This window comes from Alteromonas pelagimontana (assembly GCF_002499975.2).
GTDB lineage: Bacteria > Pseudomonadota > Gammaproteobacteria > Enterobacterales > Alteromonadaceae > Alteromonas > Alteromonas pelagimontana.
Genome location: NZ_CP052766.1, coordinates 2,188,404 through 2,206,070, shown reverse-complemented (window position 1 = coordinate 2,206,070; position 17,667 = coordinate 2,188,404). Strand labels below are relative to the sequence as shown.

General features: G+C 41.6%; 13 protein-coding genes. 9 read left to right on the top strand and 4 right to left on the bottom strand.

Going from position 1 to position 17,667, the window contains the following annotated elements; genetic code table 11:
• Window positions 1-139: 139 nt before the first annotated feature.
• Entirely contained in the window at window positions 140-1,447 is a 1,308-nt protein-coding gene (gene dcm, locus CA267_RS09855; RefSeq protein WP_097349103.1) for a DNA (cytosine-5-)-methyltransferase, read from the bottom strand.
• A gap of 73 nt (window positions 1,448-1,520) precedes the next feature.
• Here dcm and CA267_RS09850 point away from each other — a divergent pair, with 73 nt between their 5' ends.
• Window positions 1,521-2,957, top strand: a complete 1,437-nt coding sequence (locus CA267_RS09850) for an McrB family protein (RefSeq protein ID WP_083638229.1) — start codon at window positions 1,521-1,523, stop codon at window positions 2,955-2,957.
• On the top strand, window positions 2,957-4,195 hold the full coding sequence (locus tag CA267_RS09845) for an LlaJI family restriction endonuclease (protein WP_075607645.1): 1,239 nt from the start codon (window positions 2,957-2,959) through the stop codon (window positions 4,193-4,195). The genes CA267_RS09850 and CA267_RS09845 overlap by 1 nt, the downstream gene beginning before the upstream one ends.
• A gap of 312 nt (window positions 4,196-4,507) precedes the next feature.
• Here CA267_RS09845 and CA267_RS09840 read toward each other — a convergent pair whose 3' ends face one another.
• Together CA267_RS09840 and CA267_RS09835 are read right to left on the bottom strand one after the other, a co-directional pair.
• On the bottom strand, window positions 4,508-5,182 hold the full coding sequence (locus CA267_RS09840) for a hypothetical protein (RefSeq protein ID WP_075607646.1): 675 nt from the start codon (window positions 5,180-5,182) through the stop codon (window positions 4,508-4,510).
• Window positions 5,183-5,225: 43 nt separating this feature from the next.
• Window positions 5,226-5,462 (bottom strand): hypothetical protein, encoded by a 237-nt coding sequence (locus CA267_RS09835; protein WP_075607647.1) that lies wholly within the window; start codon window positions 5,460-5,462, stop codon window positions 5,226-5,228.
• Between the two features lie 115 nt (window positions 5,463-5,577).
• On the opposite strand from CA267_RS09835, the gene CA267_RS09830 reads away from it, so the two are divergent.
• A complete protein-coding gene (locus CA267_RS09830; protein ID WP_075607648.1) occupies window positions 5,578-6,753 on the top strand; it encodes a TetR/AcrR family transcriptional regulator in 1,176 nt (391 codons plus the stop codon).
• Between the two features lie 36 nt (window positions 6,754-6,789).
• Here the strand turns inward: CA267_RS09830 and CA267_RS09825 are convergent, their stop codons facing one another.
• Window positions 6,790-10,626, bottom strand: a complete 3,837-nt coding sequence (locus tag CA267_RS09825; protein ID WP_075607649.1) for an AAA family ATPase — start codon at window positions 10,624-10,626, stop codon at window positions 6,790-6,792.
• 405 nt (window positions 10,627-11,031) lie between these two features.
• On the opposite strand from CA267_RS09825, the gene CA267_RS09820 reads away from it, so the two are divergent.
• The 6 genes from CA267_RS09820 (at window position 11,032) to CA267_RS09795 (ending at window position 17,655) form a co-directional block, all read left to right on the top strand.
• Entirely contained in the window at window positions 11,032-12,027 is a 996-nt protein-coding gene (locus tag CA267_RS09820) for a hypothetical protein (RefSeq protein WP_075607650.1), read from the top strand.
• A gap of 10 nt (window positions 12,028-12,037) precedes the next feature.
• On the top strand, window positions 12,038-13,813 hold the full coding sequence (locus CA267_RS09815; RefSeq protein ID WP_075607651.1) for a S8 family peptidase: 1,776 nt from the start codon (window positions 12,038-12,040) through the stop codon (window positions 13,811-13,813).
• A 105-nt stretch (window positions 13,814-13,918) separates the two neighbouring features.
• Window positions 13,919-14,290 (top strand): hypothetical protein, encoded by a 372-nt coding sequence (locus CA267_RS09810; protein WP_075607652.1) that lies wholly within the window; start codon window positions 13,919-13,921, stop codon window positions 14,288-14,290.
• On the top strand, window positions 14,287-15,348 hold the full coding sequence (locus CA267_RS09805; protein WP_075607653.1) for a hypothetical protein: 1,062 nt from the start codon (window positions 14,287-14,289) through the stop codon (window positions 15,346-15,348). Before CA267_RS09810 ends, CA267_RS09805 begins: the two co-directional genes overlap by 4 nt.
• A 3-nt stretch (window positions 15,349-15,351) precedes the next feature.
• Window positions 15,352-16,260 (top strand): hypothetical protein, encoded by a 909-nt coding sequence (locus CA267_RS09800; protein WP_075607654.1) that lies wholly within the window; start codon window positions 15,352-15,354, stop codon window positions 16,258-16,260.
• Between the two features lie 810 nt (window positions 16,261-17,070).
• Window positions 17,071-17,655: a hypothetical protein gene (locus CA267_RS09795; protein ID WP_097349104.1), complete on the top strand. Its 585-nt coding sequence runs from the start codon at window positions 17,071-17,073 to the stop codon at window positions 17,653-17,655.
• Window positions 17,656-17,667 lie beyond the last annotated feature (12 nt).

Below are 17,667 nucleotides of genomic sequence, written 5' to 3'. Positions count from 1 at the left end.
ACATTAATTACATCCTTTTCCTGTTGTCATTAATGTCAGTTTATTACAGTAAGAGAGTGAATCTTCAGTAACACTAGCTCCAGTGGGCTTGATAATTAAATATCAAAATTTATATAACCCTGAAGCTCATTTCTCCCACCTAAGCAACATTGCGCTTCTCATCGACAAGCTTCATAAAGCTAACCATGCTATCTGCCACTGCTGATATCACATTCATACACACCGAGTTACCAAACTGTTTGTATATCTGCCCTTGTGAAACGGCATCGACGATATAATTTTCAGGAAATCCCTGTAGTCTGGCACATTCTCTGGGGGTCAGCTTTCGGGGGTTTTTGCCAAGTTCTGTCTGGTCAATCAGAATTTCAGAACCGTCTTTGTAATATCGGGCACTGATCGTATTGGTATATTCACTATCAGCGTTAAACAAAGAGTAACCGAAGCCATTACCTTTTTCTAAATGCTCAGCCTTCCTCTTTTGATGTCCCTCCCACAACTTGTCGGAAATGGTAAACTTGTCATCTGCGATACTGATGTTTGTGAGATCTTCTAAAATATCCCCGACCCTTGTTTTAGTCTTTGGTGCAACAGGCCATCTGAACATAGATTCGATATCACTTTCAGAATAAAAGTCTTTGTCAAAGCCAACTAAAAAAACACGCTCTCTATTCTGAGGAGCACCGAAGTCGGCAGCTCTTAGCACTTTAAAATCTACCCAATAATTCAGCTTTTCTGATAATGCATGTCTGGCTTCATCACTGAGAGGAATATCCTGCGGCATTTCTGATTCATGTTCCCCTTTCAAAATTGCCATTATGGTCTTTAGAGTACGACCTTTGTCATGACCTCTAAGTTGTTTAACATTTTCGAGTAAAAATGCTTTTGGACGTTTTTCAACTAATATCCTTTGAATCTCAAAGAACATTGTTCCTCGGGTATCGTTAAATCCTTTTTTCAAACCCGCCTGACTGAATGCCTGACAGGGGAAGCCGCCAAGCAAAACATCATGATCAGGTATATCGGTCGCGCTTATCTGAGTAATATCACCATTCGGCATATCTCCAAAGTTCGTAAGATACGTCTTTTGGGCAAATTTATCCCACTCTGACGTAAATACGCATTTCCCTCCCAGATTCTGGAACGGGATGCGAATGCCCCCGATCCCAGCAAACAGATCTATAAAACGAAAAGCTGGATTTGAGCGTTCAGAATAGAAAGGAGCATCCTTTTTAGCTCTCTGCAACTCATCTTCCAGAGCCAGTATTTGAGCGACTTTCTTAGCCGATGGTTTATGTTCCCCAGTCTCCCAGCCTCGGACCGTTCTCTCTCCTTGTGTTCCAAGTCCCAATAAGTTCGCAAATTCTGTTCGACCGAGGCCAAGCTTCTCACGTATACATTTGATTTGGTTCTGATTATGATTGGAAATACTTTTATGTGTCATACCCATGCTCAACTTATCCGGTTTTAAACCCGGCTAAATTATCACTGTATGAATGATCAGGCAATAGGAAAGTAGCAAAATGTTGAAAAAAACACGGATAGACCAGTTTACGGAAGAATGTAAGAGACTTAGGAGTGAAATGAGTCTCAGTTACAGAAATGTAAGCCCATCATTTGAATTCTCGAATACAGGTCGTCGAGGCACTAAGTATTTTACGATAACTTTAGTAGAGTTATTGGCAACACTCAAAGATATAAGAACAAATCTGAGCCAATATGAAACTGCAAAAGACTATGTCGAAGGCACAATGCGCGACTTGTTTTCTCGAACGATAACGACCGACACTATCAACGCTCTATCAACCGTTCAAACTCTGCCACTATTTAGTTTGCTCAATAAAGTAATTTACGTTGCCAATGACTTGGATTCTGCTTTCAATGAAAAGCGATTAAATTTAAATGCCGATTTAATCGAAAATGCGATTTTATATATTGAATCCCAGATTCCAGACAATGATGCATATTTAGAGAGCATCTCGAAAGTACATACAACTACTAGTTCAGGTGGTGAAAACATAATTTATTACGGTGCCCCGGGCGTTGGAAAAAGCTATCAAATTGATCAGCTATGTAATCACGATAACTCCATAAGAACTATATTTCACCCTGATTCACAGTACAGCGATTTTACCGGATGTCTGAAGCCCAAAATGTCAGGAACCAATGTAGTCTATGAGTTCAGACCAGGGCCTTTTACCCTTGCGTTTATACAGGCGTCACTTGCTCCGGAAAAAATGTTCTATTTAGTGATAGAGGAAATAAACAGAGCTTCTTCAGCAGCTGTTTTCGGAGAATTGTTTCAACTTTTAGATAGATCAGGTAGTGGTGAGAGTTGCTATGAAGTCACCCTTGCAGATCCTGACATGGTTGCATTTATAAATGACAAGGCCCCAAGTGCACTGAATGGCAATAATATAAAAATTCCTGCGAACCTGTCTTTATACGCCACGATGAATAGCAGTGATCAAGCCGTCATGCCAATGGATACAGCATTTAAGAGACGCTGGAAATTTGAGTATGTTCCTATTGATTTCAGCGAATGTCCTCATGGCGATATAGATATTCCTATGGACGGTCAAGCTTCCTTAGTAACAACTTGGAAGAACCTAGCTGAATCTATAAATGAAATTCTCGAAGGTGAGGATATCCCTGAAGATCGCTTATTGGGGCCTTGGTTCCTTAAAGAAAGTGAGCTTGATAGCCTTGAGGCCAGCGCCAATGCTCTCAGAGGAAAACTATTACTCTATCTTTGGGATGATGTGCTACGGCACGGTGATAAGGGTCTGATCTTTGCGGAAGGTATTATGAGCTACGGTAATTTGGTAAAGAATCTAAAATCGGGAGATAAAGTCTTTAGCCGTCAGTTAGAGAATTCCCTGAAAAGTAAACAGCCCCCAGCCCCTCAACTAGACGATGTTGAAAATGAACAGGATCAGATTATACCAGAGGACAACTGATGCACTGGGATATCAACTACTACTTGGACAGGAGTATTCTGTCTGATCTGCCTGATTCGTTATCACAGGTTTTGCGAAATCAAAATTTTGTTACGAAATCAGGAGAAAAGGCCAGTTTCTGCGGCCTGGTTTTGACGGAGAGCGTACAGGCAGTCTTTTTGCCAAGGAGTACGCATCTTTCCGCTGGTGTCAGCAAAGCTACTACATCGATGTTTAAAGCCTTTCGGAGATACGACAAGGAACTTGCACCTTTAATCAGGAATAATGAACAGGTTGCGGAGTTATTCGGAAGCAAGAGGATATCCCTGCTCTACAGTCTTCTGGAAGATTACAGAACTTACGGAATTTATAATCAGAGAAACCTGCACAAAAGGATTAATTCAGGAAAACCTGACTGGCCTAGGACGATTTCAAAATTTCAGCCGTACATTTCTAACGGAAGACCTGTCTATTGTGATTATGTGGGTGTAAAAAAGAGAGTAAGTGTTGATTCTGAGATTTCAAAGATTCATGCGTTCTTAGTTAGCCTGATAGACACTAAGTTTGGCTCAATCTTTTTTGGCGAGAAGTCTTACAATGAAGACGGGCTGTCAAAGCCCAGTTTTATCTCCAGGGAGTTTTTTCGGGCCATTATTAATAAGGAATTAAGAAACGTATATTCCGACAGGGATGTACGTTTAATGAAGCTACTACTTAAAGCCCTAGATGTCGGTGTACTAGACGATTCTGTCGATTTTGTAATCGGAACACGAAGTTTTCACACCGTTTGGGAACATATGTTAAAAAAGGTAGTCGAGGGTGCGATAGAGCTAAATGACAAATTACCATTTCCAATATACGAAGATTCAAGCGGCAAACTTTACCCAGCCAAACGAAACAGCCAGAAAACAGACATTGTAATAGAAAACAGCCGAAAGAATCTCTATGCCATAGTCGATGCAAAATACTATGATGCAACAAGTCAATCATCCTCACCTCGGTGGCACGATCTCGTAAAGCAATTCTTCTATGAAAAGGCGATTTCCGTCGTTTACCCTGAGAGCACTGTAAAAAATTATTTTATCTTTCCGGGCGAAGAGCAAGTATTCGCTAAAGCTTTTATGGCTAATCGTAAGGATTATAGTCCTGTTTCTGACTATGCTGAGATAGGGTGCATCTATGTAAATCCAACAGATGTTACACAAGCTTACTCAAAGGGCATTAAACTCATAGAGCTCAGCGAAAAACTGAATTCTTAGCCCAATTACTAATGTTCACTCAACTGAAATCAGAATTTACAAACATGCCAGCGTTTCGTGCTTTCAGCACTATTCACAGCACACCATTTTGGGGCTTACCATCTGGGTTTAGGTAATATGCGACGTTCAGTATTTCAAGCGCTACCGTATCTGCTTTGATAGTGTTCTCTGAAACATTGAAAACACTTTATAATTCAAGGATTGTAACCGGAATCCTCGTTAAAAGATGATGCTCAACATTTAACTGACAAACCTGACTTTTGGAGCTGATGTCAGTGCTGTCAGTTCGGTTTTGGTAAAATGTAATCAAACTCAAGCTGCTCTTCTTTCATGAAAATCGGTAAAAGGTGGAACCACTCTGGCAGCGGTAATTTCTCGCAAGGAGATTCTCACGACTCCCATTCCTAAACCCACTCTTTTACCCTCGAGAATCAGTTTATTGTCAAATTCCCTGACCACTAAGCCAGTCAAAGTCTGTTCAATGTTACCACTGACAATGGAAATACTTTCTTCTGAAAATATTGCTGACTTCACTGACTCCAGTACTTCTGCACTTATATTTCCCAAATGAAGGTGTTTTGCAAAATCTATTTGCGATGTCCCTCTCTCAAATCTTACTACCTTACTTTGGTGGTTAGACTTGTGCTTGCTAAGATACGAATCATTTGCCTCGTCAAATACTTCCTGTATTTGCTCAAAAAGTGCAGCTGGCAAGGCAATCTTAGCCGTTACAGCTACCTGCTTAAGCGCATAGGCCAGCTCGATTGACATTGTCATCTTATTTGTTGGCTTCACAGCACACCATTTTTGTGGCTTACCATTTGGGTTAAGGCAATATGCAACGTTCAGCACTTCAAGCGCTATCATATCTGCTTTGATAGTGTTCTCTGAAACATTGAAAACACGTGACAATTCAGGGATTGTAACCGGAACCTTCGTTGAAAGATGATGGTTCTCAATGCTTCTTCTGCGTTCTGACTGATTCATACTCTTCGTCCCCTTTCAAAAACTAATAAAGCCCAGTTTCGACTTACGCTACTAATCCGATTTCTTCGCAGTCATATTCAAAATCGTTGGCACAATGGTCATCCCACAGGTCTATAATTCTCTCTGTGCCTAAAGATGATTTAGAAACACCAAAGACGACTATTTCTTGTAATCTGCTGATTACCTGATGCTCGCTAACCCCATAAGCAGCACTTATTTTTTTGACAGCGAGATGTAGCTTGTTGAACTCATAGTTATCGGATTTGGAATTCTTTTTCATTTGCTTTGCTCTCGTTTGTTGAAGGCATGGGCAGATTAAATGAGGTACACTCACTATCAAATAGCGAAAAAACTAATTTCACAACTTGATAAAAATACTGATTTAAGGATTATTCATGCAATGGGAAATAGGGGACAGTGTTAAGGATTGGCTAGACAAATGGAGAACTAAAAACCCGTCCCAGACATTTATATCTTTGGAAAGTGAAGGGAAGCTTGGTGTTGGTATAGCAACAATATATCGATTGAATCAAGATAGTTACTACCTGCCTTCTCAGGCAACACAGGATAAGTTGGCTCACTTTAAAGTTAATGGAGTTAGCAGAGGTTCAAAAGGTTTCGGGTACTTTGGTTACCCTCCAGTAGATGATAACGCCGGAAATGGTTCCAATAAAAAGGTGTCACCTTTCGCGATAACTCAAAGTGAGCTTGAGTCGAGGCTGCGAAACGATTTTGACTCGATTATAAATCAGGCCGAACTTAGCAGAGGATCTTGCTGGTTCAAACATAGATGTGTACATGAAGAAAGTGACAGAGCGTCAGTAGTTCCTGGAGACCAGTGGAAAGTTACTCAACGAACTGGCTACAACATTTACGCCAGTACAAATACAACAAAGCGATACGGCCCTATTCTTGGAGAAAGGCAAAAGACATTCGAGCTGGCCTTGTTTGTTTGCGAAAAATGTTTGGTAAACATCAAGCCACTCCTTATCTCTCCAGTTTCAAAAATTATAGGCAAAATTAAGGCTGAACAGAAAAGGTCCGTTCAGAGAATTGCGAGTGACCTTGGAGTATCAATTGGAAACGTATATCGCCTTGCAAAAGATAAAAATGAGTTTATTGAAGCCGCCCTACTCGAAGACATCCTCAAACTCTGTTTTTTCAAAAGTCGACAAGATGAAGATCTAGTAGATCAATTCAGAGCGGCAGTGGAAGAAACAATTGAAGAGAATGGTTTGGTTGAATATATGGACGATTTGGAATTTGATAGTAGAGAATTATTAGATAATGACCTCATTGATGGATCGCAACTACTGCTTCACTCAGAAGATAGTAGAAGTCAGTGGGTTTACGAAGGGGAACTCGAAGTTCTTGAAACAGAGTTTTTAGAGTGGAAAATTGATATAAATGGCGTGCAATATCTTTACGATGTAGCATACAAAGTAGTGGGGAATACGGGTTATCCTCATTTCGAAGATCTAACCCAACATTATAATATAGAGATAACCTTCTTAATCGCCAGCTATGACAAAGGCTATCTCTATGATTTGCAAAAAACCGTAAAATTTTAAGTAAGAAATCCATTTCCATACTTTTCCACTAAAATGTTAAGAAGCTTTCAAAATTTGTGGTTGATAAAGCTGCTCGAAGAGCTTTTCAATTTCCGACCTGTCCAGTTGCTCTCTTTCAACTAAAGATTCGCTGATTGCACTGAGAAGCTCTCTGTTCTCACCAAGTAATTCACTTATATTGGAGAATGCTTCAGCCAACCAGTTCCTAACTTCATCATTAATGTGTTGACTTTCTGTCTCAAGCTCAGAAAGCATAGCGAATCCAAACGAATCTGACATTCCCCATTGAACAATCGCCTTTTTGGCCAAGGCCGTCGCTTTTCTTCTGTCGTCAGCGCCGCCAACAGTTTGTTCGTCCCCAACTAATCCCAACATATGCTCAGCAGCTATTCCCGCAAGAAACACCTGCAAATACGCTTTAACCCGACTGCGGGAAAGCAGCGGTTCAGCATCTGAACTACCGGGTACAACCATGCCTAAAGCCGCCCCGCGAGGTTGAATCGACACAAAATCAACAGGAATGTCTGGCAGCAACAGTTTATGCGCAATTAAATGTCCAACTTCATGATAAGCTGTATATTTCAGTTGCTGTCTTGATTGTTTTGCGGTCTGGGTCACCACTCCCAGCTTTGCCGAACGCACTGCCTCAATGAGCATAGTGGGCTTCCATTCGATCCCTTCGGCCTTTGCAGAGAGTACGGAGTTGTTGAAGATTTCACGAATTCTCCCAATAGTGGCCCCCTGCAGTAAGCAGGTTAACTCTGCTCGAAGTTCTTCAGGCAGTGTACAATTACGTATTTTGAACCATTCATTTACACAGGCTGAAATTGAGGTTTTTGTGGGTAGATTGAAATGAATAGATCTTTCAAAGCGCCCCGCTCTGGTTAATGCGGTATCCAGTTCATGTGGATTATTTGTGGCAGCCATTACGAATACCTTGCCGGAATTCTGTTTAAAACCATCCATAGCAGTCAGCAGTGCATTGACTACAATAGCTGAAGAGTGACCGACGGATTGTCTGCTTTTCGCTATCGAATCAATTTCATCAAGGAAAATCATCGATGGTGCATATCGATTGGCAACATCAAACAATTTTTGTACATTTGAAACTGCGCATCCAACCAGTAGGTCTGCTGAGTTTACATTAAAGAAAAACATATCACTTTCTGCTGCCAGACAGCGCGCCATATGAGTTTTTCCTGTGCCGGGTAAGCCTGTAAACAGATATCCCTTTGGAACAGAAATACAATCATCTCCATTGACGTCTGCACTATTCATCGCATTTACTATCACTCTCAGCTTGCTTTTCTCACTGTCCTGACCAATAACGTCATCCAGTGAACCTTTCGGCTTTCCGGCAAAATTGATAAATGGAAGATCAGCATCTTCTGTACTTACCATCTGCTTGCAACGGAATGATTTCATGTTCACTTCAATGCCATCTTCAAGAAATTGATAGCCGAAGGAGTAGGTTGGTTTCATGTTCCGCGCGATTGAAAGTTCTGTGTATTTGGCCAGCGCACCAATTCTCTTGATATTTTGCAGACATTGTCTGTAATCATCCAAAGATGCATTTCGGGATAATGCGATGTGAGTAAAAACCGAGCCTTCAGAAATGAGAGCATCAACGTCAGATTGTTGATTGATGTTGCCCAAGGTCACAATTACCTTTGAGGTATGCTTTTTCAGCAGAGCGATACTTTCTCTTATCTTTCCGGAAAACATTTCAGTGTCGACCAAAAGCACATCAAAATTACCTTTCAGTGCAACCGCTAATTCACGCTCATTAAACTGACGGTGAATGTCCATATTTTTGTCGGATAACTTTTCGAGTTGCTTTCGCGGCGAAAGAATTCGTACGTTTACATCCTGGGAATCCATGAAACTTTCATTCGAAAAGCGGATTTTATTAAGTAGGCGCAACTCTCCTTCGGGAACCTTGTCTACAAGTTCATTAGTAATGTCCCCTTCAAGCTTCGAAAGCTGGGTTGCCAGTGAACGTGGTGACACACTTCCCCCTAGCGTAGCAACTGCCAGTTCTTCAACATTTTCAGGCCATGCCACAGACCCCATTTTTCTTGTTACCATGCACGTTTGTTTGGCTATTGAGAGCATTGTTGCAGCACTAATAGGTTTGAAAACTGCGATAGTACCGGCCTGCAGTCTGTTCACCATTTCAGGAGACAGCGAGCGTCCACCATTTATTTTCTTGTTGGTAAGCAACTCTCTGACATCTAAGTTATTTTCAGACGAACGCTCAATTAACTTACTGCCAAGGTTCGTTGTGATAACGAAATGACAAAGCGAAAAATCTATGGCCCGCATAGCTGTTCGGTCATTGGCTTGCCCTTTGTCGAGCAGTGTTAGTAGCGCTTGTATAACACTGGGATGTGCTTTCTCAATTTCATCAAAAACAAAAAGGGTTCTTGGATTTTTCATCACCGATAATGTCAATTCACCCAGTGCTGAATCGCTATATTGAGAACCAGCCCCAAACAATTTCATCACATCACGTTCGTCATTGTACTGCTCCATATTAAGTATCTGAACCTGATAATCGAGAGAAAGCTCTTCTACAAATGCTTCCGCAATACCTTCTGCCAGATACGTTTTCCCGGTACCGCTCATGCCGAGAAATACTGACGTACCCAGGTGGCAATCGCCGCCGTTAACAATAAGATTAGATAGCGAAGAGGCTACACTTTCTATTGCTCCATGTTGACCTTTAACTTTAGCATGTAGCCGCTTTTTGACCGCTTTCACATATGAAAATGGAGGCTTCCTCACTTCGAGCTTGTTCAGCTTCAGCATTTCTTCAATGTATCGCTTTGGCTCAATATCTTCGAATAAAACAGGCTCCTCCCAGCAAGCCAAATCAAAAGTGGTATTTTCATCTACGTGAAATATGATCTGCCCATCTTCGCTACGCGCAAGGAAGCAGCGTAAAAACTCCCAGACTGACTGCTCAAGCTTTAATTTACTTCTGCACCCTCTTTCTGCGTGAGTAAACCAATCGATGCTTGGGCCCCTGACAGAACCTTCGTAAGTTTCAATGGTTCTTTTTTCTACCTGCTCTAAGAGACGCTTACGCAATTCAGTACAGGATGTAGGGAAAACTAGCTGAAACGCATGTGTACTGATGGCTGAAGCTATATACTTTATAAAGCCAACACTCCCAGCTACCGCAGCGACAAAGAGTTGTTCACCAATCGCTTCTGTTGCCGGTAGTCTTTGTACTTTTTGTTCTAAGCAGTATGCCTTCTCTATCCAACAGATATTGTCAAGCAACTCCCTGACTTCTTTATCACCGCTACTAAAAAGATCTTCAACTTCTACCTTGCCCAATCTCTTTACAGCCCGCTCTGAATTTACTTTTTGAGTGTGCAAAGGATATTCGGTGATCTCGCCGGAAAACGGACACACAACATTGAAGTCAGACGGAGAGTCTTCGCCAAACAATATTTCGGGGCCACATAACATTGCAAACTTATCAAATGCAAAACCATTTTGATGGTTGGCTCTTTTAAAGAGTCTTCTGGTATCAGAAACAAAGTTATCAAAAGTCACATCCTGATAACCTTTCGCCATTGACGCTCCAACCGTTCTGATTTCGTCAAGAACGGTATTTGTAACCGGCATGTACAGGTTTATCATAATGAGCCCAAATAGTGCCTTTGAGTCTTCTATCGTCTTGCAGTCTACGATATCAGTTAAATCATCACTCAGATCCAGCCAGCCTTTATAATGCGCAAGGCAAAGTGCAAGCTTTTCATTTTGATTTGTACCATCAAGCATCTTTTGCTTTATGTCTGTACTGAATGTTTCGAAGTATGCGTTGAGGATCTGGGTTTTATTTGCTGTAGCTAAGGCCATGTGCGTCTCCGGGTATGTTGGCTGTATATAACCCGACCTATATTACTGAGCTATCCGCACCCTGATTGCGGATAGACAAAAAAACTCAGTATTTTTTTCAAGTTTCAGAAAGCTGAGTATCCGCAATCTAGCTTCGGATAAAAATGATATAAACTTCGGTATTGTCGTTGGCTTAGTTTTTTATGCGCTGCTGAGGTCATGAGTGACTCAAAGCATGCTTGCAGTAAGACACCCTTTTATGCCTGAGCCATCCGCAGTCAGGTTGCGGATAAACAAAAAACGCAATTTTTCAAAAAAAGTTCATGAAAACTTTGTATCCGCAATCTGGCTGCGGATATATCTGGAAAATAACTCCGGTATTGACGCACGGCATCGTGCCTGTCGTCTCACTCAACCGGAGATAATATGAAAGACTCTCACAATTTATCATACGCCCCTTCCAAAATTTTCAGGGTTGCTTCATTAACGTTGATGTCAGCAATGTTACTTACCGCATGTGGCGGAGGCGGTAGCAGTAATTCAGATGTCCCACAAACCCCAGACGATGACGGAACCAACGTAGGCACCCCACAGCCAACGGCCTTTAAATTAACAACGCAGAATACGGCGATTTCACTTTCTGAAAATACGTCTACTGATCTTTCTGTCTCATTTACAGGTGCGAATGGTGACGTATCCGCCACCGTTGAAGAATCATTGCCATCCGCCTTATCGGTTTCAATCAGCGACATTAGTGCGAACGGCGCGATGATTAATATCGCTGTACCAGAGTTGGAAAACGACGGTAGCGATGAAATCGTTGTTACTTTTACCGACAGCGCAGGGCAAACCGACTCTTACACAATTGGCACAAGCTTGGTCAACAGTTCTGGTGAAAAGGCGTTGGCTAATTATGAAATTGCTGCCTGGGGAGCAGGGACCTTTATAAACCTTGAGTCGGAACGCGAATTATTCAAGCGTCTTAAGAAGATTCTGAAGATGAAAGGAGTGCCTACTGCAAATATCCCGGTATTTCCTGTGAATTTGAATCTGACCACTCGCGCAGATTTGATCAACTTCAGCAATGCTCGCAGTGAGGTAGTTAACAGTTATCTCGACAGCACTATCACCGAAACTGAGGTAAGAGCTAAGACAGATGACATTCTGGCGCTTTCAGGTGATTTCGTTATTCCTGTGAATTCAGTATTAGAAGAGTTGGTATCACTGGCATCAGGCACGGTGCCTGAACTCCCATTAGGGGTAGTTAGTTTGGATAAAGAAAGTGGGCTACTTCTATCACAGTTTATAGGTAATGCGCAGATGGGGGCTTACTCAACGGAGTGGGTTTGGACTTTCAACAATGAATATCAATTTATGGCGCAACTGACTCAGAGCAGCGCATCATGCCAGGCAGCAGAGTAAGGAAATCAACATGAAAATGAAATCAGTTTTAACTTCGGTATTTGTGAGCGTAATCTCAGCAGTGACTTTCTCCGTAGATGCTGGTGAAGAAGTTCGTTTGGTGATCACGCCTAAAGCGAACACTGTGAAGTCAGAAGTCGCGACACAGAAAGCGACTCCTTCAATGTCAGGCTGTGTTCCCACACCTGATGGCAAAAGCAGTTGGTGCATAGGCAACTATACAATTGACTCCAATACAAAGAAGTCAGTTGCTAACGATGTAGTAACGGCCAAATCTGTACACAGATCTTCAGGGATGGAAATTATCACTCTTGATGGCTTGGGTTACGATGCCAGAGAAGTAGCGAAAGCACTGACTGAGGACGGGCATTTTGGCTTAGTCGAAGCCGATTTGGAAATCCACCAGAAAGGGACACCAGCCGTTAACGATAACGACTTTATCAGGCAGGAATTCTACCTTGGCAGCAGCAATGAAAGTAAGCTAGGCATGAATGTTATTGAAGCTTGGGAAGGAAGCAACTATTTTAATGATGGCGAAAAGGTAGACGTCTGGATTATGGACTCTTCATTCTTCGACAACAAAGATGTGATTTTCACTGGGGGTGCAAGTTTTTCAACGACTGCGCTGGAAAAAGATGGTGACCGTCAGGAGCCTCATGCGGATTTCCGTCCCAACCCTCTTTCGCTTGAACAGGGAATTTGCAATGGTCATGGGGTTGGTGTAGCGGGAACAGTCGCTGCGCAAATGAACAATAATATGGCTGGAGCGGGGATTACTAACAATGTGAATCTGTATGCGGGACGTGTTATGACCTGCGGAATAGGATTCATGTCAGACGCCGTAAACAACATAGAATACCTGCTGGGTAAACAGTTTGCTGGAATCGAACCTTATTCAGGTAACCCAGGCGTTATCAATTTGAGCATTGGAGCTTTGGCGGAAGACGGTTGCCCAGAATATGTACAGGAGCCCATCTCGCGGGCAATATCAGCAGGCTGGGTAATAGTAGCGTCATCAGGAAACGAAACGATGCCTGCGACACACTCTGCACCAGCCAACTGTGAGGGTGTAATTTCTGTTGGTTCTGTGGATAAAGATGGTGAACTTGAGTGGTTCTCTAACTATGGTGATGGTCTAGACCTTGTTACTGCAGGAGACTGGATTGCAGCACCATGTGAAGAAGGCGACTCTCAGTTTGCCTGTTTCTGGGACGGAACTTCATTCTCTTCACCTCTCGTAGCAGGTCTTGCGACCGCAATTAAATCAATGACTGGGGCAAGTCCAGAGCTTATTAAGCAGGCGCTAAAAGCAACAGCCAGAGGTGAGGTTTTAGGCTCTTCTTGTGACGGAAGCAGATGTGGCACTGGTGTACCCGATGTAATGGCAGCTATCGCTTTTGCAGATGCTGTGATGAAAGGAGAGATGAACACTATCAGTTTTGCTCTTAGCGATACAGACACTTGTGAACAAAGCTGGTTCATTGACAACTTCGGTGCAAGCATTCCAATTTGCCAACTGTACAAAGCAACATTTTTAGGTGGCGCAGATAATAATAATGGCTATTACGAGCTTGTAAGTGTTGATTCAGGCACTGGTTGGGAAGATAAAAGCCTGCAAGTCGTAACCACATCGGAATATGGCGAGACTTATCTTCTTAATGTAGATATAGAAACAAAAGATTATGGAGTACGTCTATGCGATACAGCAGGATGCTCAGACCAAATAGTTGAAATGAATATTGCCGGTGCGAGAGAAGAGAACAGACCAGAGAGTTGTAAATACTAAGTTGGGGACGGCAATCATTGAAAATATAAAAATTTTCGGGTTGCCGGAACTTCTTGCCTCAAAACTCGCTACTATCAAGTATATTGGTTTATTGAGGTTATCGGTATGTTTCACTCTACAGCGCCACTTAGTGTCCTTATATCAAAGAGGCTGCACAGAAGATGGCTTCGGGGATTTATCAAATATTTTTGCAACAACCATTGTGAGATAGATGACCCGAAGATTGTATTCCACGTTACAGCTCTGTTCGTTATTCTTTCTGATACTCATGACACATCTGAATTACAAAAAAGCATAATCTGGCATGACCGTGATTACAGACATGACGCTTTGAACAAATTTTATGTTGGTGATGAAAAACAGGTATTGGCGGTTGAGAAGCTTGTTGAACAGTTAAAGCGTCAACATGCAAAGCCTTTGGTAAAAGTTGAATATAGCTATTATCTTTCGGCCGATGAACTGGAGCTATTAAAATGAGCAACAGTACGCGCCCATCCGTTTCAGTTCACTGCAGGTATTTTAAAAAGCCTAATGCCGATGCAGTTCTTGACCATTCTCACTCAAAAAGAAACGGCTTCACTTCCTCACAAAACGTCTATTCCGAATTCAGTAAATTCAATAAAGGCTTTTACTTTCATGGTGCTTCGTCCTGCACGGAAGCTCTTGAAGTGATGATGTTACGGCACAAACAGGTTACCGGAAAAAAGATTCGCTGTGATAGCAATGTATTGTTCGAACATGTTGTATCACTTAGCGAAAGCCAGTACTCGAAGCTGGAACGGAAATACACTGCTAAACGGGTGCTTGAAGCTTTTATTGAAAAGCTCAAGATGTACGCACTAGCAATAAAGAAAGCATTCCATTTCGAACCTTTAGGATTCGATATCCATCTTGATGAGGGTAGGTTCGAGAACGAAATGCCAAGTATTGGTGACTGCGCAAGCTCGGATAAGAAAAATACTCAAAGTGAAATCGAAACAAAGAAAGGTTCCTTTATCCGCAATATCCATGCACATGTTCAATTTTTAAATTTTTCCTTTTCTACCAAGAAAATGTATGCGCCTTTGCGTCATCTCTATAAGAAAGGTAAAGATGGCAATGGAAAAACTAACCGACTCAATCCTAATTTTGAAAAAATACAGGATATTGCATTCTCGATTTTTAAGAACTGGGGCTTCAAAAGAGGCCAGACAAGAAACATTTACAACAGAAAACACCTTGAGAAAGAAGCCTTCGTTAAGAGGAAACTTACACAGGCAATCCGCCAGACTAATCACATACAAACCCAAAATGAGGAACTGTCAGTCGGTATCGATGAAAAGCAATCTGAAATAGAAAGATTGGAAAAGACTATTTTGAATCTCAAAAACAGAGCACAGTGGGTTAAGAGTCAGGTTATTGAGCTGAAAATTCTTAAGCGAGAAGTTAGCCAAGCAATCATTACTGAATCAGAAATTGCATTGAAAGATATTGTAAACAAGGTCAGTCGAACAGAAGATAACCTAGGCCAAAGTTTGCAGCGAAGACGGAAATAATTTATGGAAGATAACAATCAAATAAAGTTTGCACTATATCTTGAAGATTGGGACTTTGAGACTGGCAATAAAAAAGTCTTGAAAAAAGATGGTATTGAAGTAACTACTACGGAATACACGAAGGACATGAAAGGTCACATTTTCTGTCCTGAATGTAGTGCGGGATTATTTCGATCTCCGGAGGAGAAAGATTATGATACCAATGGCAGAAAAGCGTTTTACGCCCATAGTCGAAAACACCAATCTACATGTAGTTTGAGAGTTAAAAAAGCACCGGGAAAGCGTTACGACTCTGAAGAAATAGCCCAAAAAGCTATAGAGGATGAGGAGCTGGTAGTGGTAAAAGGTTTTATGAAAGAGAAGCCAAAACCACTTAAAATTGTTAATCCGCAGCAATACCAAGGTGAGCCAGTTGAAGACATCGATGGAGACTTAGCAGAAGTTCCTATCGGTAGGCACAATGGCGAAACTTTTAGCTTACCTTCACGGATCACCACTGTAAGAGGACTTTGTCGAAATTTTAATAAAAACCTGTATAAGTATTTTCATCTGCCTGGTAGAAAAAACGCAGTTCAACTTAAAAACCTTCTGATTGATATAAGAAATGTTAAAGAAACTGATGAAGTTCCAAAGTTCTATTTTGCAAAAGTAAGTCGATCATGGAATTGCGGGCCAACCCCACAAAACATCAGGCAAACAATGTTTGAATACCCTAGAGGCAAGTATGTTGATTTTTGCCTTAAAGCTACTGATGAAATTTCAAGAGACCATGGTATTGATGATGATGCCAGAGGCAGAATTGTAATTATGTTTGGTACAGTTACAAAAAGTGGAATTGGATTGTCGATAGAAGATATTGGCTGGGGAGAGTTTGCGGTTCTTCCAGATAAGTACGCTGACCTACTGTATTAAAGTCACATAACAAAGCTGTCAGGAAAGGGCCTGTAACTCGATTGAAGAAAATCGGTTTTACGCTCAAAATTACCGAGCAGATGAAGTGCAGGGCTATATATCAAAACTGCAATATCATTTAAGGTATAGTGGCTCATTTCTGATCTGACACCTTTATTTGCTGGTTTAGATGCCATCTGACAGGCAGCTTCAGACAAAGTGCAGACGTTCATAGTGTGATTCTCGACTTCTCGTGTATGTAAAAAAGATGCCACTTTGCTTCATTTCAAAGGCAGCCGTGTAGATAAAGTTATTTTCCTCAAAGATAAGCTGGAGCTAATAATCGATACGCCTTTTAGTTTTCTTAACGCCTATTCGACAAATCGAAATACTCATCGAGATCTTTTACTACGATCTGCAATAAAAAGTCGGCATCTCTTTCTAAGCCTGCTTTAACGCTTCAACGACACAGTGCGCCATGGCAAACGGATCTTTCCCTGACAAACCCAGTGAAGCGGACCATCAATCAAGGAATTTGGCTTTAAGGGTGCTGATAGTAGAAATAAATTTATCGTTTAGCATAGCGTTACCCCATTGCAACTAATCATTGGTGCGTTTCGATAGAATAATTGTCGCAACTGGTGGGCATTTGGCGAGAGTTTCGTACTTAATACCCATCACCCAAAATTATTGTAATAAGATAGGGCACCCAGACATGCAATTATTATAAAGACCCCTTTCTATTTTTAGAAAATAACTTGATAAATGCCTGGTGGGTCGGTTATATTTCAGTCCTGCAAAGCCAAAGTGGATTAGAATGGAATGAGTAGTGTGATTGATTTGAATAGTCTCGGCCAACAAGATAGCCGTGTCCGAGAAATTATTTTGTTCCTGTTAGAGAAGAACGGAACAGCGACCTTGGATGAAACACACAGACACCTAAACAGTATCGGTGTTCGGATATCCAAAAAAATGCTTCATAAGCTATTTCAGCTGATGGGTGGCTGTCGGGAAGTTAGATACACGGTGGGCCGGAAAGGTCACAAGACCCGCATTTTGTTTGGTCTTTCTTCTCCGGATGCATCTATATCAGCACTACAAAATGTAGTTACAAACCTGAACGAAGAGAGAGCTAGAAAGATTTACAATCAAATTTTCGATTCGGGTGAGTGGGCATATACAGAAGGTAAAACCTTTCAACAACACGTTTGTGACAGATATGCACAAGACTTGGGTATGCAGGAAAAAGAAGCGGTGACCCTTTTCGAAAAGATAGGTGCAGAGAGCCAGAACCCAGATCCACTTGTAGTTCAAACTGGGCGCGCAAATACCTCTCATCAAGGCACGAAAGTGCAAAGCCTAATCAATGAACTGAAATCGCTCACAAATGCACGAAGCGTTATGCTTGTCTATTAATAGGAGAAAATT

Excerpts from the sequence above, each read along its gene's own strand:
- CA267_RS09835 (WP_075607647.1), bottom strand. The coding sequence starts at position 5,462 with ATGAAAAAGAATTCCAAATCCGATAACTATGAGTTCAACAAGCTACAT.
- CA267_RS09800 (WP_075607654.1), top strand. The coding sequence starts at position 15,352 with ATGGAAGATAACAATCAAATAAAGTTTGCACTATATCTTGAAGATTGG.
- CA267_RS09850 (WP_083638229.1), top strand. The coding sequence starts at position 1,521 with ATGTTGAAAAAAACACGGATAGACCAGTTTACGGAAGAATGTAAGAGA.
- CA267_RS09805 (WP_075607653.1), top strand. The coding sequence starts at position 14,287 with ATGAGCAACAGTACGCGCCCATCCGTTTCAGTTCACTGCAGGTATTTT.
- CA267_RS09830 (WP_075607648.1), top strand. The coding sequence starts at position 5,578 with ATGCAATGGGAAATAGGGGACAGTGTTAAGGATTGGCTAGACAAATGG.
- CA267_RS09810 (WP_075607652.1), top strand. The coding sequence starts at position 13,919 with ATGTTTCACTCTACAGCGCCACTTAGTGTCCTTATATCAAAGAGGCTG.
- dcm (WP_097349103.1), bottom strand. The coding sequence starts at position 1,447 with ATGGGTATGACACATAAAAGTATTTCCAATCATAATCAGAACCAAATC.
- CA267_RS09820 (WP_075607650.1), top strand. The coding sequence starts at position 11,032 with ATGAAAGACTCTCACAATTTATCATACGCCCCTTCCAAAATTTTCAGG.
- CA267_RS09840 (WP_075607646.1), bottom strand. The coding sequence starts at position 5,182 with ATGAATCAGTCAGAACGCAGAAGAAGCATTGAGAACCATCATCTTTCA.
- CA267_RS09825 (WP_075607649.1), bottom strand. The coding sequence starts at position 10,626 with ATGGCCTTAGCTACAGCAAATAAAACCCAGATCCTCAACGCATACTTC.
- CA267_RS09845 (WP_075607645.1), top strand. The coding sequence starts at position 2,957 with ATGCACTGGGATATCAACTACTACTTGGACAGGAGTATTCTGTCTGAT.
- CA267_RS09815 (WP_075607651.1), top strand. The coding sequence starts at position 12,038 with ATGAAAATGAAATCAGTTTTAACTTCGGTATTTGTGAGCGTAATCTCA.